Origin of the sequence: Cytobacillus massiliigabonensis (assembly GCF_900199725.1) — a bacterium.
Taxonomy (GTDB): domain Bacteria; phylum Bacillota; class Bacilli; order Bacillales; family Cytobacillaceae; genus Cytobacillus; species Cytobacillus massiliigabonensis.
Window position 1 is genome coordinate 906,563 of the sequence record NZ_LT904903.1, and the last position, 23,562, is coordinate 930,124.

Below are 23,562 nucleotides of genomic sequence, written 5' to 3' on the forward strand. Positions count from 1 at the left end.
CTGTAAATCTGAAAAGTGGCCTGTAAATCGGTAAAAGTAGCCCGTAAATCTGAAAAGTGGTCTGTAAATTAGTAAAAGTAGCCCGTAAATTTATAAAGTGACCTGTAAAAGAATAGAAGTGGTCCGAGATCTAAAAAATGCACCTTAAATAAAATGATTGAACCCGAATTTTTAACAATTCGGGTTTATTCCTGCTTAAAAAGACGTGAACAGTGAAAAATGGTATAATACGAGAAAATGTCAAAGGACGGATCATGATTGGAAACAATAAAAATTGATGGACCATATAATTTTGACCTCGTACTCGACAGACTCTCACTCGATCCGCTTCATCAGGTTGATTTAGAAAATAGAAGTGTATCAGTGCCTTTAATGATCGAAAATGCACCAATGGCTGCTCAAGTGAAAGCGATTGGTTCAACTAAAGCGCCGGAATTTGTTATTACAGGAATAGAGGAATCATTCCAAGATAAAGCTGCGGAAAGACTTGGAGAAATTCTCCAATGGAATACACCGCTGGAAACCATCCATCAGCATTTTCAACATACAGATCTTAAAGGAATATTTGAGCAGCATTATGGGACACCGATTGTTCTTGATTTCGACCCGTATAGCTGCCTGCTGAAATGCATCATTCACCAGCAGCTAAATCTTTCTTTTGCCCATACATTGACCGAGAGATTTGTAAAAACCTTTGGATTTGAAAAAGACGGGGTTTGGTTTTACCCACGACCTGAGACCGTAGCAGAATTGCAGGTTGAAGACCTAAGAGAACTGCAATTTAGCGGGCGAAAGGCGGAATATGTCATTGGAATTGCTACAGAAATTGCCTCAGGAAATCTTAATTTTGAGGAATTAAAATATAAATCTGATCAAGAAGTATTTGAACAATTAATTAAGCTTCGCGGAGTTGGTCCATGGACTGTGCAAAACTTTCTGATGTTTGGCTTTGGCAGGCAGAATCTATTTCCAATGGCAGATATTGGCATACAAAATGCGTTGAAAAAGCACTATCAATTAGAAGCAAAACCAACCTTGCAGGAAATGGAGTCATTTTCAAAAAGTTGGGACCCTTACCTAAGCTATGCCTCTCTTTATTTATGGAGAAGCATTGAATAATATGGAGTGATTAAGCAACATGAAACAAGAGCAATCAAATCAATTAAAACTCAAACAAACATTTCCACTGACAATTAAAAGGCTCGGAATAAATGGCGAGGGAGTCGGCTATTTTAAAAAGCAGGTTGTTTTCGTACCTGGAGCGCTCCCTGGTGAAGAGGTTGTTGTTGAAGCAACAAAGGTTCATCCCAAGTTTTCAGAAGCTAAAATAAAAAAGATTCGAAAACAATCAGAGTTCCGCATTAAGCCGCCATGTCCAATTTATGAAGAGTGCGGAGGCTGCCAGCTTCAGCATCTCCGCTATGACCAGCAGCTTAAGGAAAAACGAGATATTGTCATTCAAGCATTAGAAAGACATACAAAGCTAGACCCTTCCAAGTTAGAGATTAAAGAAACGATTGGCATGGAGGATCCATGGAGTTATCGCAACAAAAGCCAATTCCAGGTTGGATTCAGAGACGGAAAAGTCTTAGCAGGCTTATATGGAATGAACTCCCACCGTCTAATTAATATTGAACAATGTGCCGTGCAGCACCCACAAACAAATAAAGCAACGAAGACGGTTAAACGAATACTCCAAGATCTTAAAGTTCCAATTTATAATGAGAAATCAAAAAAAGGACTTGTACGAACAATTGTAGCAAGAGTAGGGATTCAAACTGGTGAGCTTCAAATTGTTCTCATTACAACGAAAAAAGAACTGCCTAAAAAAGAACTGATCATTCAAGAAATAAAGAAGAGATTGCCTGAAGTCAAATCGATTATCCAAAACATCAATGGACAGAAAACTTCGCTTATCTTTGGGGATGAAACCGTGAATCTTGAGGGAAGTGACTTCATTCAAGAGACACTGGGCGACCTTCAATTTGAGCTTTCCGCACGAACATTCTTTCAATTGAATCCAGAACAGACAGTGAAGCTATATAATGAAGTAAAAAAAGCTGCCGCTCTTACAGGAACAGAAAAAGTAGCGGATGCTTATTGCGGGGTTGGAACAATCGGACTTTGGGTTGCGGATGGAGCAGCGGAAATTAGAGGAATGGACATCATCCCTGAATCGATTGAAGATGCCAAGAAAAATGCGGCAAGGCACGGAATCAATCATGCGAAGTATGTAACCGGAAAAGCAGAAGTCTTACTGCCAAAATGGGTCAAAGAGGGCTGGAAGCCAGATGTGATCATTGTTGATCCGCCTAGAACGGGGCTGGATGAGCAGCTGTTAAAAACAATCTTAAGGGTAAAACCGAAGAAGGTTGTTTATGTATCCTGCAACCCTTCAACTTTGGCGAAGGATATTAATGTATTAAATTCTAGCTATAAAGTGAAAATGATTCAGCCGGTGGATATGTTTCCGCAAACAGCACATTGTGAAGCAGTCACGTTACTGGAGTTAGTATAATCGAAAAGCAGTTGATATAGAAGATTTCTATACCATCTGCTTTTTTGTTTATAAAAATTCCATTCAGGACTGATTTTCGTTAAAATAAACATTGTCGCTTTTAGTAAATTATAAATATCCATATGTACTTGTATTTGATAATAAGTTATTAAGCATGATATAAGTGTAAAAGAAGTGAAATATGCGTCTTAAAATTTTTTTCTTGAGGATTGAAGTTGTATTCATAGTGAGAGGATTTGAGTTTGAAATGATAGATAATTTTTGGCGTGATTTGCCACGGCCATTTTTTGTACTTGCACCAATGGAAGATGTGACAGATGTTGTTTTTCGTCACGTCGTAAGTGAAGCTGGCCGACCGGATGTATTTTTCACAGAGTTTACAAACTCGGATAGCTATTGTCATCCAGAGGGCATGAAAAGTGTGCGTGGCCGTTTGCTTTTTACAGAAGATGAACAGCCAATGGTGGCACATATTTGGGGGGATAACCCCGAATATTTCCGTCAAATGAGTATTGGCATGGCAGAGTTAGGGTTTAAGGGCATCGATATTAATATGGGCTGCCCTGTACCGAATGTGGCATCGAGAGGAAAAGGGAGCGGCCTTATTCTGCGTCCAGAAGTTGCAGCAGAACTTATTCAAGCAGCAAAAGCAGGCGGACTGCCTGTCAGCGTGAAAACACGACTTGGCTATAAGGAAATTCAGGAGTGGGAGGAGTGGCTAACGCATATTTTTAAGCAGGATATTGCGAACCTTTCTATTCATTTACGTACAAGAGAGGAAATGAGCCAAGTAGCTGCGCATTGGGAGCTAATTCCGGAAATCAAGAAATTACGTGACCGTATTGCACCAAATACGCTCCTAACCATCAATGGAGACATCCCTGACCGTCAAACCGGGCTGCAGCTTGCCGAAAAATATGGGATTGATGGGGTGATGATCGGACGAGGTATCTTTAAAAATCCGTTTGCTTTTGAAAAGGAGCCAAAAGAGCATAGCAGTAAGGAACACCTTGATCTTTTAAGACTGCAGCTTGATCTTCAAGATCGATATGCGGATGAACTGCCACGTTCAATGACAGGGCTTCATCGCTTTTTCAAAATTTATGTCAAAGGATTTCCTGGAGCTGCTGAATTAAGAAATCAATTGATGAATACGAAATCAACAGATGAAGTGCGTGCATTGCTTGATAACTTTGGTGAAATTTAAAATAGAAATTTCCCGTAATTCATCCACGGTTAAAATAAAATCTGTGTAAAAAAATAATTTCTTGCTTGCCTGACCCGGAATTCGTAAAAAGCATCATTTGCGAATTCTGGGTTGTTTTCATCCGTATCCCTTATACTTTTGTCAATTTTTTCTCTATTTAAGAAAAGGGGACAGCGTTGATTGTGTCGCAGTTAATCTAATAATCGTATGAGATCTGCTAAAACAATGCAAGTAGAGTATAAAAAAAGCAGGGAGCTATCAAGATCCCTGCAGAAAAATATCCTATTTAAATGTCCAATAGTTATTCAGAATAAAATTGATAATTGGAATGACGATTATCGTTACCAATTCTCCTATTGAATAATGAAGAGATAAGACATTTACTATTAAATACATAATTGAAAAATTCAGTGTAAAACCAATGGATGAAACAGCGAGAAAGCGCAGCAATTTATTGTATGAGAAGTCGCTTCCAAAGGTAAACTTTTTGTTTAATATAAATGAAATATAAGTCATGATGCCAAAGGAAACGGATGATCCTATAAGGGGATCTTGGTTAAGAGCTTCTACAAAAATGAAGACAGAAAGAAAATAGATGAGTGTGCTTATACAGCCAACAGCACTATATTTCATAAATTTATGAAATAGTTCTTTACTTTCGAGCATCAAGATAGCCTCTCATTATGGTCATTCAATACACCATTTGCTATTGTGTTTTTTAAAGAATTACTCTTTTTTTTCATAGGATTTCTTGCACTTCGTTTATAGTTGATTAGAACAAGTAATTGCAAAAGAGTAAGCGGCAGTATGGTTTTTTTATAGGCTAAATATTTTGGTTCCCAATTTGAAGTAAATTTACTTTTAAATTCTTTAAGACCTTTAAAATTATACATTGAATTCCCATAAAGATAGACTAAACGAATAAGTTTCTCACTTGTAAATGAATGTTTACAGGTTCCTACATTGGATAAGGGTGTCATTCCCAAACTGCAGGTTTGATAACTATTATTTTTTGCCCAATGAAAAATATGAATAAATAAAACATCCATTGTTCCATAAGGGCTATCCGAGTACTTTCTCATTAGGTCAATCGTTATTGTATTTTTATAATCAGTTGCTAAAGTTGCAAATGCAATAATGTTTCCAGCCGGACCGTGCAAAAGCGCTATAGGGAAAAGCGAAACATATTCTTTGCTAAAAGAGACGACTGAAAACCCTTTTTCTTTTTGACTGCCTAACCATGAATCTGATATATGTTTTATTTCTGAAAGAAATTGGTCGGAATATGGAGGGTGAACTACGCTAAATGTAAAGTTATTTCGCGTAAATTTATTCAATTTTGTTCGTAATTTTGCTCCTTTTTTTCCATCAAGGGAAAATTGCTGAAGATTTACTAATCCCGTTTCCGCCACCTTAAGGAATCGATAACCTGAATCATGGTAATATTGCATATACTGTGGACTTATTTGGTAGAAAACTGGTTTTAAACCCTTTCTTTTGCTAAATTCACAGAATTCTTTAATTGCTGCATGTATTTTTGCTTCTTCTCCGATTGGATCCCCTAAAACTATTAATTTATTACTAATACGTTGATATACGAAAAGTACATCTTGCTCTTTTGTCCAAAACATTTCTTTATCTTTTAAGTAAATCAGATGCGAAACATGATTTCCTCCATTTTCTTTTAAAAAAGAAGTTAATTGATCATATTGAAGATCATTATTATTATGGATTGGATTCATCATCTCTATTTGTTTTTTATTAAAGGATATATTCAAATTGAACACGAATGCTTTCCTCCTGAAATAGATCAACGTTTAAATAATATCATAGGAAAGGTTACTAGATTGCTTGTAAATTATTGTAATTTTAATTGAAGATCAACTAGCAAATTCTTTTTTGTTTTAAAATGGACCTATACACTTCACAGAGATAGGTCTGTTAGTTTTTTATGAAGAAATTTAACGATATCCAAAAGGGAGTATGTATAATAATGATAAGAAAGTAAAGCAAAGTAAAATTCAAAGGGGCTGAGCACATGAATCATTGTTTATTTCATTCATTGGAAGGTGAAAATATCTATTTCAAAGCATTAAGTACAGATGATGTGCAAGAGATACATAGCTACGCGTCAGATGAAGAAGTTTCACGGTTTATTGGCTGGAATTTAATGAATAAATTAAGTGAAACTCACAGCTATATTGAAGTCATGTTAAAGCGGGAGTCGGAAGGGACTTACTTTTATGCTTCCATTGTTCAAAAATCAACTGAAGCAATTGTTGGGACAGCAATGATTTTCAATTTTGATCATGAAGCAAATAAAGCAGAAATTGGTTATGTTTTGCATAAAGATCATTGGGGGAAGGGGTATGGCACAGAGTGTGTAGCTTTAATGAGTGATTTTGCCTTTAAATCACTGAATCTTCACAAAGTTTATGCGAGTGTTGTCGATGCAAATATTGGTTCAGCGCGGATACTTGAAAAAAACAAATTTGAATTAGAGGGACGATTAAGAGACCATTATTTTATAGAAGATAAATATTATGATGCACTGCTATTTGGGAAAATTACAGTAGGCAGTTAATTAAGAATAGGAGAATAAACGTATGGAATTACAAGGCACAGCTGTCATGCTTGAAAAAGTGCGGAAAATCTGTCTTGCGCTGCCTGAAGCCGTTGAAATAATCGATGGTTTTGGTCACAATACCTTTAAAATTAATGGGAAATCCTTCGTCATATCAGGTGAAAGCGAAAAAGGATTTAGCCTGTCGTTCAAGTCAGACCGGGAAACGCAAGAAATATTACTGCAGAAAGAGTATTTTTACAAAACTCCATATATAGGACATCATGGCTGGGTATCGATCCAAAATCCAGCTTTGGATAACTGGGACGAGCTGAATGATCTTATTCAAGAAGCCTATTTGCGTGCAGCACCAAAGCGTTTAGTTAAAAACTGGATGGAGTTACATGAAAAGTAAGGAAAGGCGGAATAAATCTGCCTTTCCTTTATTTTTTAAAATTTGTTTCTACTGTTAAAGGAACCCCATATATATAAGAGTAAAAGCTAACAGGGGTAGAAAGCATTGGACAAACAAAATAGCAGCTTTAGATGGGTTGTATTTGCTTCCGTTCTGTTTACATATTTATTAATGGCGAGCCAGCGGACAGCGCCAGGATTGATTACAGACCAAGTGATGAGGGACTTTAGTGTAACCGCATCAACGATCGGGCTTCTGACAAGCATTCAATTTTTTGTTTATACTGGTTTGCAAATTCCTATGGGAATCCTTGCTGATCGTTATGGACCCAACTTTTTTCTTATTTTTGGCGCTATCCTAACTGGTTTAGGTACAATCATTTATAGTCTTGGCACACATGAAATGGTGCTATTCATAGCAAGAATTCTGACTGGTACGGGGGATGCGACTATCTGGGTCAATATGGTGTTAATTTTAGGCCAATGGTTTAAAGTGAAGGAATTTGTCCGCTTAATTGGTCTAGCCGGAATGACTGGAAGTCTGGGCTTCCTATTAGCGACTGTCCCTTTTTCTGCATGGATTCATTTACTAGGCTGGAGGGCAGCATTTTTTTTAGCTGGCATTCTATTATGTCTTTGTGGAATTCTGCTATATGTTGTACTCATAAAAAAACCAAAACAAATTCTTAATGAATCAGTCTCTCTAAAAAATGAGCTGCAACGTGAAAAAACGTCATTTTTATTACGCAGAATTTTTTCGAATCGGCAGGCATGGGCATTATTCTTTTGTCACTTTGGTGTTGTCGGTGCATATGTAGGATTTATCGGTTCATGGGCAGTGCCCTATGGGATGAATGTATATGGAATGACACGTTCAGATGCGAGTCAGCTCATTATGTTTGGTCTTATTGGGGCACTTATTGGTGCGCCAGTGATGAGTTGGATTTCTAGCCGATTGTTAACAATCAAACGACCTTATGCTGTTGTGCATATCGCTATATTATTGAGCTGGTGCACCTTTTTATTTTTCAAAGGAAATCCTCCATTTTTCGTTCTTTATATACTTTTCTTTATTATTGGTTTTGGATATGGAGCCAGTGCCTTAACCTTTGCTGTTGTACGTCAGTCCTTTCCGATAGAGGAAGCAGGCGTTGTCTCAGGTGTTGCAAATACGGGCGGTTTTATAAGTGCGGTCCTGCTGCCAAGTATCTTTGGTATCGTATTGGATCATTTTCAGACTGCTTCAAGCAATATTGGTGATGGATATTACTACGGTTTCATCACTCCAGTTATCTTCTCAATTATTGGCTTGGCTGGCGTCATATCCATAAAGGAAAAACGCCGGGAAACAGACAAAACCTAGCCGAGAATTGAATAGCTGCTTGAATTAATACGATATTGATTGATCCCCTTTTTATCAGGTTTTTTTTTATAAGCAGAAATTAGAAAAAGAAATGACATTCTCTTATTTTCTAATGTAGGATAGAAACAGCGGAGATTTTGTTTGAAAACATAACTCCGAAAAACTTGGTTAATCAACTGGCGGCACAACAATTACTGGCTAATAAGCAAAGCTAAACTTTATGATTTTGATATGGATACAAGGCTTAAGTACGAGAAAACGAAAAGAAAGTATTAGTGAGTTGAAGGAGCAAAGACTATGATAGATTTGAGTAATAAACCGACTATCGCAGGAGAGAAAGTCATTCTGAGACCCTTTATGGCTGAAGATTTCCCTCAAATTGAAGAATGTTTACAGGACCCTGAGGTTATTAAACTGACAGGGGGATCTTCAGAATATGACAGAGAGGCAACGGTTAATTGGTATAATACGAGAAATGAACAAAAAGATCGTCTGGACCTTGCAATTGTTGATAGATCCCAAAATATTTTGGTTGGTGAAGTAGTAGTCAATCTTTATGATGAGAAAAATGAAAGTATGAACTTTAGAATTCTAATTGGGCCAAGAGGAAGAGATCGAGGGCTAGGGACGGAATCGACTAAACTTATGATTGATTATGTTTTTAGCAATACTGAAATAAAACAGCTGACCTTAAGTGTTTTTGAATTCAATCCAAGAGCAAAAAATGTATATGAAAAAATAGGTTTTGTTTTTGACAGTATCGATAAAAACGATTTAGAGTTTGATGGAGAATGGGTTGATTCTATCAATATGAAATTGGCGAAAGAAAATTGGATAAAGAGTCACGAGTAGATAGAAGATAAACTCGAAGTTCTGACTATAATTATCAAATATGAGTGGTGCCAGGCACCAAAAACTACTTAGGAGGACTACTAATGGATAATAACGATAGACTCATTCGTTTGAGATATGCGCTGGAATTAAAGAATAAGGAAATGGCGGAGATTTTCAAACTTGGCGGAGTGGAAGTAACTGTACCAGAAGTGATACAGGTCTTAACAAAAACAGATGAAGATGATGAAAATGAGGAACAAATAAAGTGCAATAATAGTATGTTTGATTCCTTTTTAAATGGCCTGATTATATATAAGAGAGGGAAGCAAGATCCCAAACCAGGTAAGCCTGAAACAGCAGAATCAGGTCCAATGAAAAATGCAAGCGTTAATAATCTCCTGTTAAAGAAAGTGAAAATTGCGCTGGCATTAACTACTGAGGATATGCTCGAACTATTCGATAAAGCTGGGATTACTGTAACAAAAGGAGAACTCGGTGCTTTGTTAAGAAAAGAAGGGCATAAGAACTATAAAGAGTGTGGAGATAAATTTGCCAGGAAGTTCTTAAAAGGATTGGCAATCAAATATAGAGGATAATATGAGGACACATACCTATTTAGGTGAAACGATACGATTTGAAGTAAAGTACAAAAACCGAACTACAATAGGAATTTCGATAGATAGCTATGGAAATGTGGAAGTTCAAGCACCGAAAAAGACAACTGATGAAAGAGTTTTGCGATTAATAGAGGGAAACTGGGACGTTATTCAGCAAAAAATAAATGAAATGAAGGATAGGCAGCTTGGACCACAGGAAAAGGTGTATGAGCATGGCGAGAATTTTCTTTATTTAGGAAAAAGCTATCCAATAAAGATTTTCCAAGATAGTAATGTAATGCAGGATCATGTAGTGTTTAAAGCAGAAACGTTGCATATATATGTGAAACATCTAGAGGATGAAAAAATAAAACAGGCCTTAAAACGATTTTATTACCAGCAGTGTAAGACTTTAGTGGAAAAGAGTATCGTCTCCTATCAAAGCAGATTGAAAGAAAAACCACGTTCTATTCGTATATCAGATAGCAAAACTACCTGGGGAACCTGTGATTCAAGAAAGCAGTTAACATTTAATTGGCGGTTAGCAATGGCACCTCGCGATGTAATCGACTATGTAGTTGTTCATGAAATGTGTCATTTAGTCCATTTAAATCATGACCGCTCCTTCTGGCGACTTGTTGGCAGTATTATGCCCGATTATAAAGACAAGGAAAACTGGCTAGCTTTATCAAACTGGAAAATGACTGTTTAGTGGGACAAGGGACAGGAATCATGTCCCAAACCATTTTTGCAATCCAAATAATCATGAAGTGAAGGAACGAATCAATCGGATTTCGTTCCTTTTTCTTAAGACAATAACGGATTGGTAAATTAGAAATGCGATAGCAGTTGCAATAATCGTTTGGGTAGGAAAAATAAGATGGTCAATTAGAATAGGGTAAAATTCATTTAAGCGTTTCCAAACTCCAAAGAACAAACGAATAATAATAAAAAACACAACAAACAATGTTTGCATAAAGTCCCCTAAAAAAATGAATTTTTCATTGAAACACTCTAGTTATTTGTGATCCGCTGGTCTGATTGAAACAAGGCTTTGTCTTTAAAGAACCAATTACAGCAGGTTAGACTCACAAAAAAGAGAAGCCCAATGTAAAGCCACATCCCGTACCATGTCAATCGTCCATATTCTAATAAATCTGTATATTTCTCGATAACAATATCAAATAGCGTGATCGCAGAGATCCAAACTAAAGAGTATATAAATTTCATCCATTTAGTGCCCTGACGTTTTTGGCTAACGTAAAAGATAGAGAATAATACGGGATAAAAAAAATAATCGATTGTAATGGCTAGATCTGTAGCTTTCGGGAATTCCCGGACAGGTGCACTTAATAAGCCAAACTTAAAAGAAGGCATGTCGCAAAGCCAGATGAATGCTTGAAATATCATGAATGCAAAAATCCCCTTGCGCCGATTTTTGCGTGGAATAAACAGGATGAAACCAATAAAACCGAATATCCACATAGCTGCCAGGATAAAATGCTCCATCATCATTTTGTAGAAACGCCACCTTCCGATAGGATGATAATTCATTATTAATACAAGTATTTTCTGTTTCTTTCAATCATATTCAATACAGTCTTTTAACAATATTGGACATGCGGAGCGTATATTCGATAGAAAAAATAAGTATACAATATATATAATATTAAAAATGGAATGAATGGAGGAATTATAGTGATAGAAGAAAAAAGTGTAAGAGTATGTGAAAAGGGCCATAAGTATTATAAAAGCACCGATTGTCCAAGCTGTCCTACCTGTAATAAAGAGAATAAGCCTAAAAGCGGCTTCCTTTCTAAACTTAGTTCACCTGCAAGAAATGCATTGGTTCATAACGGAATTGACACCTTGCATGAACTATCCAATTACACGGAGAAGGAAATTTTAAAACTCCATGGTATTGGACCTGCTTCTTTACCGATTATGAGAAGTTCCTTACAAGAAGAAGGTTTATCATTTAAGGAATGAATAAAAGTTATATAAGAATGTTGCTAGAAGCATTAATTTTATGACGGTTGGCTGCAATGAGAACTAAAGGTTTTTATCATTAATCCTCATGGTGGTCTTATATCGAACCTTTTAAAAGGATTCCTTAATCAGCCTATTAATATAGGATATGCTTTCGCAACTGGTGATACAGGTAACATTTAGTAGAAATTAGAGAGAAATTAAGAATAGTAAGATTCTTAAATAATCAAGCACATTTAAAATAGGTGTGCTTTATCTGGCTAAATTGTTAATGTAATAAAAAAATGATAGACTTAGTATACAAACTATCATTTAATTGACTATTCTGAATGGTTGAACGCTAGAAATGATTCTACATTAGAAAAAGGTGACAAGGTGGAACAAAGTATAGAAGTTGGGAAGAAAGTTAATTTTACTACAAATATTGAACTATCAGCTGGGTGTCACATTGTTTATACATACACTGATATGAATTGCTATTTAGAAAACGCGCTTTCCTATATAACTGAGGGTCTTGATAAAAGCCAAGTAGTCATTTATATTGATAAACCAGACCGTTATAAGCATATAATTGATAAGCTTAAGCTTGCCGATTATTCTGAGAAACAATTAAATGAAATCATTTTTGCTGATACGGATGATTTCTATGAAACGCATGATGTTTTTAATATAAATCAAGTGATGGCCAATTTTATGGACATACTAGAGCCTCATCTAAAAGATAGAGTTATACGTACATGGGGGGTTGTTACATGGAAAGAACAAAACCAGAATAGCTTAATGACTCGTTTGAAATTATATGAGTGTGGCTGTGATTCCTTTGTAAGTAAATTAGAAAATTTTATATCTGTTTGTGCTTATGATGGATTCAAACTGTCCTCTTCCATTCTTTGTGAAATATTACAAACACATGAATACCATATGACTGATACCCATTTAACAACTTCTAACTTGTATAAGAAAAAGCCAGTCCTATTCCCAGCTATTTCGGAACAAATTAAATTAGAAAAAGCGGCACAGAACCAAGTGATACGTTCGGAAAAACTCTCTATTGCAGGAGAACTGGCAGCTGGAATTGCTCACGAGATTCGTAATCCAATAACGGCTATAAAAGGCTTTCTTAAACTAATTGAAGCTACAGAAAGCAAGAATAAAATATTTCTGCATATCATTAGCGAGGAAATAGAAAAAATCGCGCAAATATCATCTGAATTCCTGATTCTATCCAAGCCTCATGTAGATAATAAGAAGGAAATCAATGTCGTTCATTTAATAGAGAGCGTCCAATTACTCTTGGAACCTCAGGCTGTTAAAAAAAATATAGGAATCCAATTAGAGTATGATCATTATGACATCCTAATTACTTGTGATGATATGAAAATGAAGCAAGTATTAATAAATTTAATTAAAAATTCCATAGAAGCAATGGAAAAAGGGTTTATAACGGTTACTGCAAAGGATTTAATTGATCATGTTCATATTTATGTAGCGGATGAAGGTCCAGGCATCCCTAAGGAAATACTAAATAACTTAGGACAGCCTTTTATCACAACAAAGGAGGAAGGAACAGGGTTAGGCTTATTAATTTGTGAAAAAATCATCGAAGATCATAAGGGGAAAATAATCGTAGAGAGTGAAATGGGAAAGGGTACGACAATTATATTAAGAATACCTAAAGGTTAGAAATAAATAAATATTTATTGAGTTCTGAATGGAGCAGTGTTTTATGATTAAAACGCTGTTTTTTTATTGCATGAATATAAAAATTTCAAAAAAAATATTTATAGAAAAAGTTAATGGATAAAGGTTTATTTTATATTTTTCGAATGTTTTATGAATTAAAATGAATCATAATTGAATAATAGTATTGTAATATATTAAAAAAGTAAGTATAATACTATTTATACAGAGGACACTTGTCCTTCTGGGGTGGAATGTTGTGGAGGTGTCCAATAATATAAAGAGTGAATAATCCCAGAAATCTGTATGATTACAGTAAGCAGAACTTTTAGATAGACCTCTATAACTTAAAGCGATTGTATAGCAGCTATCTATTTACTCATAATATTTTATTTGATGAAAAATTCTATTAAAAACAAAGACATTATCGCAATGTTTACTAAGGGGGAACATCTATGAAAAGCTTATTGAAAAAGTGGAATCAAGTGAGCCTAGTAAAACAAATCATTATTGGCTTAATAATCGGTATTATTCTTGCTTTAGCGATCCCAGAAGCAGCAAAACCGGTTGCTATTTTTGGCTCTTTATTTGTAGGTGCTTTGAAGGCGATTGCACCTGTGCTTGTACTCTTTTTGGTCATGTCAGCAATTGCTCAGCACAAAAGCGGCAAGAAAACGAATATGAAATCCGTTATTATTCTTTATCTTTTAGGAACTTTTTTAGCTGGATTAATTGCTGTTATTGTTAGCTTTGTTTTCCCGGTAAGCTTAACGCTTGTTAAAGGGGCAGAGGGAGTAACGCCACCAAGCGGTGTTGTAGAGGTTTTAAAAACATTATTGCTAAACATTGTTGATAATCCAGTAAATGCTATTGTTAATGCGAACTATATTGGGATATTGGCTTGGGCAATTCTTTTTGGGGTAGCTTTGAAAAATGCCGCAGATTCAACAAAAACATTAATTGGTAATTTTTCAGATGCTGTTTCTAAAGTGGTTACATGGGTGATCAAGCTTGCACCATTAGGAATTATGGGCCTTGTGTTTGAGTCTATTACAACAAATGGATTGGATGCATTACTTGGCTATGGGAAACTGCTAGCTGTATTAATTGGCTGTATGCTATTTGTTGCATTAGTTGTTAATCCAATCATTGTATTTACATTTATTAAGCAAAATCCATATCCGCTTGTATTTAAGTGCTTAAAGGAAAGCGGAGTTACAGCATTTTTTACACGCAGCTCGGCTGCAAACATTCCGGTAAATATGAAATTATGTGAAGATCTTGGTTTAAATAAAGATAGCTATTCTGTTTCCATTCCATTAGGTGCAACGATCAATATGGCTGGTGCGGCTGTTACGATTTCTGTTTTAACACTTGCAGCGGTTCATACGCTTGGAATTTCAGTCGATCTTCCTACAGCGATCATCCTTAGTGTTCTGTCAGCCGTATGTGCTTGTGGCGCATCAGGTGTCGCAGGCGGATCGTTATTATTGATTCCTCTAGCGTGCAGCTTGTTTGGAATCCCAGGTGATGTGGCTATGCAGGTTGTCGGAGTAGGATTTATTATCGGTGTGCTGCAAGATTCATTTGAAACAGCGCTTAATTCTTCTACTGACGTTCTTTTCACAGCATCAGCTGAATATAAAGAATGGCGTAAAAAAGGAAAAAAAGTTGAGATAAAAAAAGCAGCATAAAGCGCAGTCCTTTATAAGAAAACTGTACCCTTGTAGTTAGCAGTGGCTAATATAAGTGGTACAGTTTTTTTTATGGACAAAAAATGTAAAGTCAAACATTATAATTATCTGTTATTTTATAATATTCAAATAAATTATGTTAGGATAAATATATAAATTTGCTGAATGGATAGAAGTTGTTATTTCAGTAAAAGGAGGAAGGAAAGGTGAAGAGATATTTATTGAATATCGTATTTATGGTTATTGCTGGGATGGTTGCAGGCTGCACGAATCAAACTGCTGCAAGTAAATCTAGTGAAGTAAGTGAATTAAAAAAGAAAAATGAACTGCTTTCACACGAAAATAAAACCCTGAAAAATACGGTGAAAGAACAAGAAAAAGCACTTGAGGAAGCGACGCTCTTTGGTGATGCTATTATTCTTACAAGGGAAATTGAAAAATATCCGCGTTCCATTTATAAGGAAGCAGCTTTTGATATTGATATGGACGGAGAAGATGAAATGATTCAACTGTATGTGAATGCAGAGAGAATGGAAAATGGTTTGTTTGCATGGGATGATGGACAGACTTGGCTGCTGGCAGTAAAAGACGGCGAGAAAACCTATCCGCTTTATGACAATTATGTTCAATTAGGATCAATCGATTTTAGTACGGCAGCCTTTGATGTCAAAAAGAGTATTGTGATGCTAGAGATGTGGCATTCTGACAAAGCTGTTTACAAATTTACCTATGATGATGAAGCTAAAGGATTTGTAAAAGAAACTTTGTATAAGAGAGAGAATCCGTTGCAACAGTATAACCAGCATGCTTCCTACGCCTTTTTTAATGACGCTTACGAAATAATGAAGCAAGCATTTACAGATAAAACTTTGAAAGCTTTAGAAGCTAGCGAAAATAAACTTCAGGAACTCAATGATCGGGCTGCCATCATTGACCCAATTGTTGCTGATATTGGAAATGCACAGCGATTGTTTGATACAGTCAGTGAATTAAATCCAGAGCTTAATGTTTCTTTAAGCAGTGTATATGATTTACTTAACCAAATGGTGATAAATCCCCCTACAGTTGAGCAAATGAATCAGCTAAAGGGTATTCATGAATTGTTCAAAGATACTGAGGGAGATTCTTTCATACTAGAAGAAGAGAATCAAATTCATCCGGAACTGAAAAAGAAGCTTCAAAGACTGGAAAGTATTCTTATTGGAAAAAAGTAAGCATGGATTAAATGATAGAAAGAAATCAGTTATTTACAAGGAGAGTGAAAAATGGGATAATAAAGAAAATTTCGAAGGGAGGAAAGTAAGTATATGGAACCAACTAATTGCTAATTTTAATTTATTTTTTAAATTAATACAGATTTTATAGTGGAGTGACATTTACCTAGCTGAGTTAGGTTTATTTGTTATGCTCTTTATGGAATCACGGCAATTTTAGAAGGTACGTACTTACTTTACTGCTAATCGAGATAATAATTTATTCTGTCAGTATACAATCTAGCTGGTGCAAATTAGATGCATAGGAATGTGCTTTCTTGCACCTGAATGTATGCAGAATTTTTTTACGTAAATTATTTTCTATGAATATTAGACTGTAAGAAGAATGATCTTCTTATGGTCTTTTTTTATTTAGGCTCTGTTATTTTTTCATTGTTGATTTTCGAGTATGTATGAGAATTTATAAGCGGAGAATTTCCGGCTATTTAAAGAAAGGAAGCTTAAGAAGCAGAAATAAGCGGAGATATTCCGTTTAAATACTCAAATTAAGACAAAATCCAAAGATTTGAATACGATAACCGGAAAAACTCCCTTTATTTTTAAGGAAATATAGCTATTTCCCAAAATAACCGGAATTCTTCCGCTTATTTTCTCATATACAGCAAAATCAGTTATAACAGGGTCTTTATTTATATAATAAATAGTACAGTGCACTTCTTTGGCTATCCATAAAAGGCATAACATACATTATGGATGAAAGAAGGAAATATGATGTTAGAACTGAAATTAAATAGCGTGAAAAAGTTTATGGAAGCAACGCTTGTAGTGAAAAATATTACCTTCGAAGCTTATGAAGGGGAAAAGGTTGGAATTATAGGAGCAAATGGATGTGGAAAGAGTACGGTTCTTAAATTAATTGCAGGAAAAGAGCCGATGAATTACTACCCAGGTTACCCGCAAACCTCCAGCCCAGGATATGATGAAGGTCTGATTCAATTGCCAAGAGGAGCAACGAGTGCTTATCTTGATCAAATGCCAAATTTTCCAGAAGGCTTAAAAGTGATCGATGTATTAAACCTGGCCTTTGAGGAAATTGACCAAATTGAGAAGCAAATGCGCGAATTAGAAGAGCAAATGAAGATTTTGAAAGAAGAACCGTTGGAAAAAACCTTAAAGAAATACAGTGACCTTGTACAATTATTTGAAGTCAAAGGCGGATATGAACGGGAAGAAAAAGTAAGCAAGGTTTGTACAGGTCTACAGTTTGATGAGAGCTTTTTAAATAGGGAGTTTGATTTATTAAGCGGAGGGGAAAAGACGACGGTCGTCCTTGGAAAGCTCCTGATTCATCATCCGGATATAATGCTTCTGGATGAGCCTACGAATCATTTGGATATGGACTCCGTTGAATGGCTAGAAGGCTATTTAAAAGACTACAAGGGAATTGTCTTAATCGTTTCCCATGACCGGTATTTTTTAGACAATGTAGTTACTAAAATCGTAGAAATAGAGGATATGGAGTCAAAATGCTATAAAGGCAATTATTCTTCCTTTGTTAATCAAAAAGAAGAAAATATGCGGATTCAATATGAGCATTTTAGAGAGCAGCAAAAAAAGATTAATAGCATGGAAAAGACTGTTTTGAATCTGAGAGACTGGGCAATGAGGGCTGATAATAACAAGTTTTTTCGCAGAGCTGCCAGTATCCAAAAGAAGCTGGATAAGATGGAGAGAATCGAAAAGCCACTTTTTGAAAGGCGTCATATGAAATTGGGCCTGAATGCTGCTGTTCGGTCAGGAAATGAAACCATTAAGGCAATCGGACTTACTAAATGCTATAAAGAAATAATGCTTTTTAAGGAAGCTGATTTACTCATTACCTTTGGGGAAAGAGTGTGCCTCATTGGACCGAATGGCAGCGGGAAAACGACTTTCCTAAAGATGCTGCTAGGTGAAGAGCAGCCAGATGATGGAGTCATTGAACTAGGGGCAAATGTGATGAGTGCCTATCTGCCCCAGAAAATCATTTTTAATAATGAAGAGCATACGTTGTTAGAAGCCTTTAGGGAGAATATTTCAATAGACATAGGCAAGGCACGTGAATATCTTTCTAAGTTCATGTTTTATAAAAGCAGTGTCTTTAAAAAAGTAAAACACTTATCTGGGGGAGAGAGAATTAGACTAAAGCTGGCTATGCTATTATTTCAAGATATAAATTTATTAATACTTGACGAGCCTACAAATCATCTAGATATCGATTCTATTGAAACCCTTGAAGAGGCACTGGAAGACTTTAATGGCACCATTTTCTTTATCTCCCATGACCGGTACTTTATTAATAAAATTTGTGAACGAGTGATTGCTTTAGAGGATCACTCATTAAAAAGCTATTCTGGAAATTATGATCATTTTAAAGCGGAGAAAGAAAATGAAAGCTTTCAAGAGAAGAAAGAGACTATTGTAAAAAGAGAGAAAGTAAAAAAACAAACGAATCTTGCAGAAAACCCTAAGAAGGATGCAGCAAAAGCTAAGGCTCTGGCAAAGATAGAATGCCTGGAACAAGAAATAATGGAGCTTGATTTAACCATGTCAGCTGATCCGATGGGTTACGAGCAGTTAAATAAGCTGTATGAAAGGAAGCTTGAGTTAAATAAGGAACTGGATGCTGTAATGGAATTGTGGATAAATGATTAACATAGCATTGGTGCATGTACCCGCATCTTTAAGGGGACATGCTCCAATTTTTCCTCATAGGTTTTTAATCTTTTCAAATGATCCCCTTTTTAACTTCTTGTAACCAAAGCTCAAGCAGCTCCTGTTCTTTTGCTAGTGATATTCCTGCTTTTCGTTCATCGTTAGTCCTTGCATTCTCCCATTGATAGATATCGTAAATCGTATCTTCCAGAGGGCGAAAGGAAAGCCCGGCATGAACAGCTTTTTCAATATTGAAAGAAAATGCACCTTTCCACGGTTTTGCTTCCCCTTCTAATGGGGAGCTTTCAGGGATCCATAGAGGCATCTCCGTCCACGGCAGCACTTTGTGCTTCAATAAAAATGGCTCTTCTGCCCATACAAATTCGGCATTGCTATTAGAAATAGCTTTACATGTGTTCAAAAGTTCTTCTATAGTCAAAATATTCTTAGGACCAGTTACATTGAATGTACCTGCTGTTCTCTTCTCCGCCATAGTAAGCACCCATGACGCTATGTCTTTAATATCAATCAGTTGAACAGGGCGGGATGAGCGTCCGGGCACCAAAACTTTTTCACCTCTTGCAACACGCTGAACCCAATATGGAAGACGATCCGAATAATCAAATGGGCCAACAAGCAGACCTGCCCTAACATGCAGCACGCTGCCAGGCCAATGTTTCTCTGCTTCTGCTTCACATAATGCTTTCAGCTCTCCGTAATATTCGTAAGGAGAGAGTTTGCCTGCTTCGACATCAGCTAATTTATCCTCCGGCAGCATGGGTAGTAATGGATAGTCTTCCGCAATATTAAGTGGAATCCAATCTTTATAGACAGATATGCTTGAGATAAATGTATAATGCTCGATGTTATCCCCCAGAGCCTCTGCAGCTTTTCTTATTTGATGAGGAGCAAAGCCGCATGTATCTATTAATACATCCCATTTTCTTCCTTTCAGCAGTGCTGCATCACTATTTCTATCACCGATTACTTGTTCAACCTGTGGGAACATTTCTTTATTACTACCGCGATTAAATAAGGTTACTTCATGCCCTCTTGCTATTGCTTCGTCTACTAAAGCTCTTCCTAAAAAACGAGTGCCTCCTAATATAAGAATCTTCATTTTTCTCCTCCGCCCAGTTTATTTTTAAGAAAATTGACTTATTCACTAATATAACGATATTCCTTCGCAGAAAGATATGAGGAGGGAAAAATTTTTATCCCTTTAATTAAAAATAATGTTTAATAATGAATGGCTTAGAGCAGGTAAAAAAGTATTTGTATCAGAGAGGCACTTTTGTTATGATAAAAACACTTATAAATGAAATGGAGGTTTTCCTTTTGACAGCATCAATGAGATTGAGATTCCCAGTTATCATTCGTTAATTGAATACGCTTGATCGCTCTGCCTATGTTCAGAGCAACGGGATTGGTCTGTCTATTTTTAAGGAAACCTATATTAAACGGTTATTTAAAAAAGAGGGGATGAGTCTGCCCTCTTTTTTGTTGTCTTAAAAAAGTTATTGTCATAATTAGAGCGGTACAATCTTATGGATGTAGGTGAAGCATTTATTTGAAAAATTTTATAGGAAATGGGTTGTTAATCAATGAACAAAAAAAGTAATCATACGAAGGAGAATTGGTTAAGGAATATCATTCTCTTTTTAACTAGCCAAACGATTTCACTATTTGGGTCATCATTAGTTCAATACGCCATTATGTGGTATATCACTTTAGAGACTGAATCAGGGATGATGATGACGCTGTATATTATTTGCGGTTTTATACCAACGTTTCTTTTATCCCCAGTTGCTGGGGTTTGGGCGGATCGATATAATCGAAAAATGCTGATTATATTAGCGGATGGTCTTATTGCATTGTCAACATTCATTCTTGCTATTCTCTTTTTAATGGGATATGACGCAATTTGGCTGCTTTTTGTAATGGCAGCAATTCGTGCTCTTGGAACAGGCATTCAAACGCCTGCTGTTGGGGCAATTTTACCTCAGATTGTTCCAAAGGATAAACTGACAAAGGTGAACGGAGCAAATGGCAGTATTCAAGCGGTGATCATGTTTGTATCTCCGATGGTGAGCGCAGCCTTATTAGGAATGGCATCAATTGAAATCATATTTTTTATTGATGTCATAACTGCAGCTATCGCGATTGTCACACTTCTTGCCTTTTTAAAAATATCTGTGCATGAGAAAGCAGCAGAGAAACAAACAACGAGTTACTTCAGTGACTTTAAAGAAGGTTTACAATATGTAAATAAGCATGATTTTCTGAAGAAATTTTTCCTCTTCTTTGCTGTCTTTTTTGTACTGATGGCACCTGCAGCCTTTCTCACACCACTGCAGGTGACACGCAGCTTTGGAGATGACGTATGGCGGCTGACTGCGATTGAAATTGCCTTCTCCATTGGGATGATGGTGGGCGGCGGAGTGATCGCTTCCTGGGGAGGATTTTCAAACAAAGTGAAGACAATGGGGTTTGCAAGTGTGATAATGGGAGTATGTACATTTGCACTTGGGATCGTACCTGGCTTTTGGATTTATTTAGTTTTCATGGCTCTGTTTGGCGTGGCTATGCCAATTTTTAATACTCCAGCTACTGTTTTGCTGCAGGAGAAAATAGAAGAGGATTATTTAGGCAGAGTTTTTGGGGTAATGGGAATGATCTCAACCTCAATGATGCCGCTTGGAATGCTTATATTCGGTCCAATCGCGGACTTTATTAAAATCGAATGGCTGCTAATAGGAACGGGCGTATTCATGACTATACTTGCGATTTTTTTAGGGCGAAGCAAAATTCTAATAGAAGCAGGCAAGCCTGCATCACAATCACAGCAGTAAGTGATAATAACGTCTCTACTTTATGGTAGAGACGTTTTAAATTATCATTCATTTAGCCAGTATATTTTAAAATCACTTGCACAATATAAAAGCATCAATTATAATCAAAAATAATAAATTTCAAATTATTTAATTATTATGAAAACAACTAAAAACGATGAAGAGAAAAAGTAGGGTTACGCTATTTTACACAGAGAGCTTCGGTAGCTGAAAAGAAGCAAAAATGCTGATCTGAACAATGGCCTCTGAGTTCCGTGCTGAAAGTATCGAGAGGTATGAGTAGGTTCCGGCGAGATTTGGTACTCGTTATCCATACCACAGTATTTAGGGTGATAGTTATGCCCGAGCACTAGTTAAGGCTGTTATGTGTGAGCAAACAGTAAAGTAAGGTGGTACCGCGTGAATAAACCACGTCCTTATCCAATTGGATATTGACGTGGTTTTTTATTTTCAAAAAAGATGAATGGAGGAGCTAACATGAATAATTTTTTAGTATTACAATCAGATTTTGGTACGGGCGATGGTGCAGTAAGCGCGATGTATGGTGTTGCATTGTCAGTAGATCCTTCCGTTCGAGTGTTTGATCTCACTCATGATATTCCTCAGTATAATATTTGGGAAGGAGCCTATCGCTTATATCAAACCATCTCTTATTGGCCTGAAGGTACAGTATTTGTATCTGTTGTTGACCCGGGGGTGGGGTCTGAGCGAAGAAGTATTGTTGCAAAAACGGAAACAAATCAATACATCGTTACGCCTGACAATGGGACACTTACACAGATAAAGAAGCACATTGGCATAGTAGAGGCTAGAGTCATTGACGAAAATGTAAATCGTCTGCCAAAGTCCGGGGAGTCTTATACATTCCATGGCCGGGATGTGTATGCTTTTACTGGTGCCAGGCTCTCATCAGGGATCATTCCTTTTGAACAAGTAGGTCCTGAGATTGATGTCGGCTCTATTATTGAGCTGCCATTGACTGAAGCAGGCTTGAATAACAGGAAAATTACGGGGAACATTGATATTCTTGATATTCGATTCGGGAATCTTTGGACGAATATTGACCGAGAGCTATTTAAGCTATTGGAAATTGAATATGGTGATTCTTTCGAAGTAAAGATCGAGAATGAAACACGTCAAGTGTATAAAAATATTATGACATTTGGAAGATCATTTGCGGATAGTCATTTAGGTGAACCGCTGCTTTATGTTAATTCACTCGATAAAATAGGCGTTGCATTGAATCAAGGATCTTTTGCAAAGGCTTATCATGTTCAATCAGGTGCGAATTGGAAAATTTCTATACAAAAAGTTTCGAATATTGCATATAATTAGCTATTAATTAAACTATAAAGGGGATGTGGGTGTTGAAAAGAAATCCGTTATCTATTAGAACAATTGTGGCGATTGGAATAGGAGCAGCAGTTTTTATTATTCTGGCAAAATTTGCAGCCATTCCGTCACCGGTACCAAATACGTCGATTCAAACATCATATGCATTTTTAGCATTAATGGCTGTTGTTTTTGGACCGATTGCAGGCGGATTAATTGGCTTAATCGGGCACGCGCTTAATGATGCGATATCGTATGGTTCTGTTTGGTGGAGCTGGGTGGCCGTATCAATGATTGTTGGACTATTAATTGGTTTTGCGGCTAAGAAAATTGATATTGAATCAGGGGTTTTTAATACAAAAAAGATCATTACCTTTAATATTGTTCAGGTGATCGCTCAAGGTATTGGATGGTTTTTACTTGCACCGGCATTGGATATTTTAATCTATGCGGAGCCAGCGAACAAAGTTTTCATGCAAGGTCTTTTTGCAGGTGTATCAAATATGGTAACAGTCGGAGTGATCGGAACATTATTATTATTGGGTTATGCAAAAACACGCAGTCGAAGCAATAGTTTGACTAGAGAATTATAGATTTATTATTTGCTAATGC

At 36.4% G+C, this 23,562-nt stretch carries 22 protein-coding genes and 1 other annotated feature; of the genes, 17 read left to right on the forward strand and 5 right to left on the reverse strand.

Features of this window, described 5'->3' with window-relative positions; translation table 11 throughout:
* Window positions 1-258 precede the first annotated feature (258 nt).
* From C1726_RS10445 to C1726_RS10455, 3 genes are all read left to right on the forward strand, one after another.
* Window positions 259-1,119 carry a DNA-3-methyladenine glycosylase family protein gene (locus C1726_RS10445; RefSeq protein WP_102273081.1) on the forward strand — a complete coding sequence of 287 codons (861 nt, stop codon included), beginning with the start codon at window positions 259-261 and terminating at the stop codon, window positions 1,117-1,119.
* Window positions 1,120-1,138: 19 nt separating this feature from the next.
* Window positions 1,139-2,518, forward strand: coding sequence for a 23S rRNA (uracil(1939)-C(5))-methyltransferase RlmD (rlmD, locus tag C1726_RS10450; RefSeq protein ID WP_102273082.1), 1,380 nt, complete (start codon window positions 1,139-1,141; stop codon window positions 2,516-2,518).
* A gap of 247 nt (window positions 2,519-2,765) precedes the next feature.
* A complete protein-coding gene (locus C1726_RS10455; protein ID WP_180968157.1) occupies window positions 2,766-3,725 on the forward strand; it encodes a tRNA dihydrouridine synthase in 960 nt (319 codons plus the stop codon).
* 282 nt (window positions 3,726-4,007) lie between these two features.
* Here C1726_RS10455 and C1726_RS10460 read toward each other — a convergent pair whose 3' ends face one another.
* Window positions 4,008-4,391 carry a GtrA family protein gene (locus C1726_RS10460; RefSeq protein ID WP_102273083.1) on the reverse strand — a complete coding sequence of 128 codons (384 nt, stop codon included), beginning with the start codon at window positions 4,389-4,391 and terminating at the stop codon, window positions 4,008-4,010.
* Entirely contained in the window at window positions 4,391-5,512 is a 1,122-nt protein-coding gene (locus C1726_RS10465; protein WP_102273084.1) for a phosphatidylglycerol lysyltransferase domain-containing protein, read from the reverse strand. The genes C1726_RS10460 and C1726_RS10465 overlap by 1 nt, the downstream gene beginning before the upstream one ends.
* 251 nt (window positions 5,513-5,763) lie before the next feature.
* On the opposite strand from C1726_RS10465, the gene C1726_RS10470 reads away from it, so the two are divergent.
* The 6 genes from C1726_RS10470 (at window position 5,764) to C1726_RS10495 (ending at window position 10,207) form a co-directional block, all read left to right on the forward strand.
* Window positions 5,764-6,309, forward strand: a complete 546-nt coding sequence (locus C1726_RS10470; protein ID WP_102273085.1) for a GNAT family N-acetyltransferase — start codon at window positions 5,764-5,766, stop codon at window positions 6,307-6,309.
* Between the two features lie 22 nt (window positions 6,310-6,331).
* The gene (locus C1726_RS10475; RefSeq protein WP_235822746.1) at window positions 6,332-6,703 is read left to right on the forward strand and encodes an MmcQ/YjbR family DNA-binding protein; all 372 of its coding nucleotides are present in this window, start codon (window positions 6,332-6,334) and stop codon (window positions 6,701-6,703) included.
* Between the two features lie 105 nt (window positions 6,704-6,808).
* Window positions 6,809-8,065 carry an MFS transporter gene (locus tag C1726_RS10480; RefSeq protein ID WP_102273086.1) on the forward strand — a complete coding sequence of 419 codons (1,257 nt, stop codon included), beginning with the start codon at window positions 6,809-6,811 and terminating at the stop codon, window positions 8,063-8,065.
* A gap of 297 nt (window positions 8,066-8,362) precedes the next feature.
* Window positions 8,363-8,917 carry a GNAT family N-acetyltransferase gene (locus tag C1726_RS10485; protein WP_102273087.1) on the forward strand — a complete coding sequence of 185 codons (555 nt, stop codon included), beginning with the start codon at window positions 8,363-8,365 and terminating at the stop codon, window positions 8,915-8,917.
* Window positions 8,918-9,000: 83 nt separating this feature from the next.
* Window positions 9,001-9,495, forward strand: coding sequence for a YehS family protein (locus tag C1726_RS10490; protein ID WP_102273088.1), 495 nt, complete (start codon window positions 9,001-9,003; stop codon window positions 9,493-9,495).
* Window position 9,496: 1 nt separating this feature from the next.
* Window positions 9,497-10,207: a M48 family metallopeptidase gene (locus tag C1726_RS10495; RefSeq protein WP_102273089.1), complete on the forward strand. Its 711-nt coding sequence runs from the start codon at window positions 9,497-9,499 to the stop codon at window positions 10,205-10,207.
* A gap of 51 nt (window positions 10,208-10,258) precedes the next feature.
* Here C1726_RS10495 and C1726_RS10500 read toward each other — a convergent pair whose 3' ends face one another.
* Both C1726_RS10500 and C1726_RS10505 read right to left on the reverse strand, forming a co-directional pair.
* A complete protein-coding gene (locus C1726_RS10500) occupies window positions 10,259-10,471 on the reverse strand; it encodes a hypothetical protein (RefSeq protein WP_102273090.1) in 213 nt (70 codons plus the stop codon).
* A gap of 38 nt (window positions 10,472-10,509) precedes the next feature.
* Window positions 10,510-11,010 carry a CBO0543 family protein gene (locus tag C1726_RS10505; RefSeq protein WP_102273091.1) on the reverse strand — a complete coding sequence of 167 codons (501 nt, stop codon included), beginning with the start codon at window positions 11,008-11,010 and terminating at the stop codon, window positions 10,510-10,512.
* Window positions 11,011-11,175: 165 nt separating this feature from the next.
* Here C1726_RS10505 and C1726_RS10510 point away from each other — a divergent pair, with 165 nt between their 5' ends.
* From C1726_RS10510 to abc-f, 5 genes are all read left to right on the forward strand, one after another.
* On the forward strand, window positions 11,176-11,484 hold the full coding sequence (locus C1726_RS10510) for an RNA polymerase alpha subunit C-terminal domain-containing protein (protein ID WP_407642016.1): 309 nt from the start codon (window positions 11,176-11,178) through the stop codon (window positions 11,482-11,484).
* A gap of 375 nt (window positions 11,485-11,859) precedes the next feature.
* Window positions 11,860-13,167, forward strand: coding sequence for an ATP-binding protein (locus tag C1726_RS10515; RefSeq protein ID WP_102273093.1), 1,308 nt, complete (start codon window positions 11,860-11,862; stop codon window positions 13,165-13,167).
* Window positions 13,168-13,619: 452 nt separating this feature from the next.
* On the forward strand, window positions 13,620-14,858 hold the full coding sequence (sstT, locus tag C1726_RS10520) for a serine/threonine transporter SstT (protein WP_102273094.1): 1,239 nt from the start codon (window positions 13,620-13,622) through the stop codon (window positions 14,856-14,858).
* A 206-nt stretch (window positions 14,859-15,064) separates the two neighbouring features.
* Window positions 15,065-16,072, forward strand: a complete 1,008-nt coding sequence (locus tag C1726_RS10525) for a Rossmann-fold NAD(P)-binding domain-containing protein (protein WP_102273095.1) — start codon at window positions 15,065-15,067, stop codon at window positions 16,070-16,072.
* A gap of 771 nt (window positions 16,073-16,843) precedes the next feature.
* Window positions 16,844-18,766, forward strand: coding sequence for a ribosomal protection-like ABC-F family protein (gene abc-f / locus C1726_RS10530; RefSeq protein ID WP_102273096.1), 1,923 nt, complete (start codon window positions 16,844-16,846; stop codon window positions 18,764-18,766).
* A gap of 73 nt (window positions 18,767-18,839) precedes the next feature.
* Here the strand turns inward: abc-f and C1726_RS10535 are convergent, their stop codons facing one another.
* Entirely contained in the window at window positions 18,840-19,886 is a 1,047-nt protein-coding gene (locus tag C1726_RS10535) for an SDR family oxidoreductase (protein WP_102273097.1), read from the reverse strand.
* A gap of 484 nt (window positions 19,887-20,370) precedes the next feature.
* On the opposite strand from C1726_RS10535, the gene C1726_RS10540 reads away from it, so the two are divergent.
* The 3 genes from C1726_RS10540 (at window position 20,371) to C1726_RS10550 (ending at window position 23,543) form a co-directional block, all read left to right on the forward strand.
* Window positions 20,371-21,618 (forward strand): MFS transporter, encoded by a 1,248-nt coding sequence (locus tag C1726_RS10540; protein WP_102273098.1) that lies wholly within the window; start codon window positions 20,371-20,373, stop codon window positions 21,616-21,618.
* A 148-nt stretch (window positions 21,619-21,766) separates the two neighbouring features.
* Window positions 21,767-22,039 (forward strand) — a binding site (T-box leader).
* 56 nt (window positions 22,040-22,095) lie between these two features.
* Complete coding sequence (locus C1726_RS10545) at window positions 22,096-22,953, forward strand: SAM hydrolase/SAM-dependent halogenase family protein (RefSeq protein WP_102273099.1); 858 nt, start codon at window positions 22,096-22,098, stop codon at window positions 22,951-22,953.
* 23 nt (window positions 22,954-22,976) lie between these two features.
* Window positions 22,977-23,543 (forward strand): ECF-type riboflavin transporter substrate-binding protein, encoded by a 567-nt coding sequence (locus C1726_RS10550; protein WP_407642017.1) that lies wholly within the window; start codon window positions 22,977-22,979, stop codon window positions 23,541-23,543.
* Window positions 23,544-23,562 lie beyond the last annotated feature (19 nt).

What these genes read in the sequence shown, in the direction of transcription:
- rlmD (WP_102273082.1), top strand. Translation starts at nt 1,139, where the DNA reads ATGAAACAAGAGCAATCAAATCAATTAAAACTCAAACAAACATTTCCA.
- C1726_RS10455 (WP_180968157.1), top strand. Translation starts at nt 2,766, where the DNA reads ATGATAGATAATTTTTGGCGTGATTTGCCACGGCCATTTTTTGTACTT.
- C1726_RS10460 (WP_102273083.1), bottom strand. Translation starts at nt 4,391, where the DNA reads ATGCTCGAAAGTAAAGAACTATTTCATAAATTTATGAAATATAGTGCT.
- C1726_RS10470 (WP_102273085.1), top strand. Translation starts at nt 5,764, where the DNA reads ATGAATCATTGTTTATTTCATTCATTGGAAGGTGAAAATATCTATTTC.
- C1726_RS10475 (WP_235822746.1), top strand. Translation starts at nt 6,332, where the DNA reads ATGGAATTACAAGGCACAGCTGTCATGCTTGAAAAAGTGCGGAAAATC.
- C1726_RS10485 (WP_102273087.1), top strand. Translation starts at nt 8,363, where the DNA reads ATGATAGATTTGAGTAATAAACCGACTATCGCAGGAGAGAAAGTCATT.
- C1726_RS10490 (WP_102273088.1), top strand. Translation starts at nt 9,001, where the DNA reads ATGGATAATAACGATAGACTCATTCGTTTGAGATATGCGCTGGAATTA.
- C1726_RS10495 (WP_102273089.1), top strand. Translation starts at nt 9,497, where the DNA reads ATGAGGACACATACCTATTTAGGTGAAACGATACGATTTGAAGTAAAG.
- C1726_RS10500 (WP_102273090.1), bottom strand. Translation starts at nt 10,471, where the DNA reads ATGCAAACATTGTTTGTTGTGTTTTTTATTATTATTCGTTTGTTCTTT.
- C1726_RS10505 (WP_102273091.1), bottom strand. Translation starts at nt 11,010, where the DNA reads ATGATGATGGAGCATTTTATCCTGGCAGCTATGTGGATATTCGGTTTT.
- C1726_RS10510 (WP_407642016.1), top strand. Translation starts at nt 11,176, where the DNA reads ATGAATGGAGGAATTATAGTGATAGAAGAAAAAAGTGTAAGAGTATGT.
- sstT (WP_102273094.1), top strand. Translation starts at nt 13,620, where the DNA reads ATGAAAAGCTTATTGAAAAAGTGGAATCAAGTGAGCCTAGTAAAACAA.
- abc-f (WP_102273096.1), top strand. Translation starts at nt 16,844, where the DNA reads ATGTTAGAACTGAAATTAAATAGCGTGAAAAAGTTTATGGAAGCAACG.
- C1726_RS10535 (WP_102273097.1), bottom strand. Translation starts at nt 19,886, where the DNA reads ATGAAGATTCTTATATTAGGAGGCACTCGTTTTTTAGGAAGAGCTTTA.
- C1726_RS10540 (WP_102273098.1), top strand. Translation starts at nt 20,371, where the DNA reads ATGAACAAAAAAAGTAATCATACGAAGGAGAATTGGTTAAGGAATATC.
- C1726_RS10545 (WP_102273099.1), top strand. Translation starts at nt 22,096, where the DNA reads ATGAATAATTTTTTAGTATTACAATCAGATTTTGGTACGGGCGATGGT.
- C1726_RS10550 (WP_407642017.1), top strand. Translation starts at nt 22,977, where the DNA reads ATGTGGGTGTTGAAAAGAAATCCGTTATCTATTAGAACAATTGTGGCG.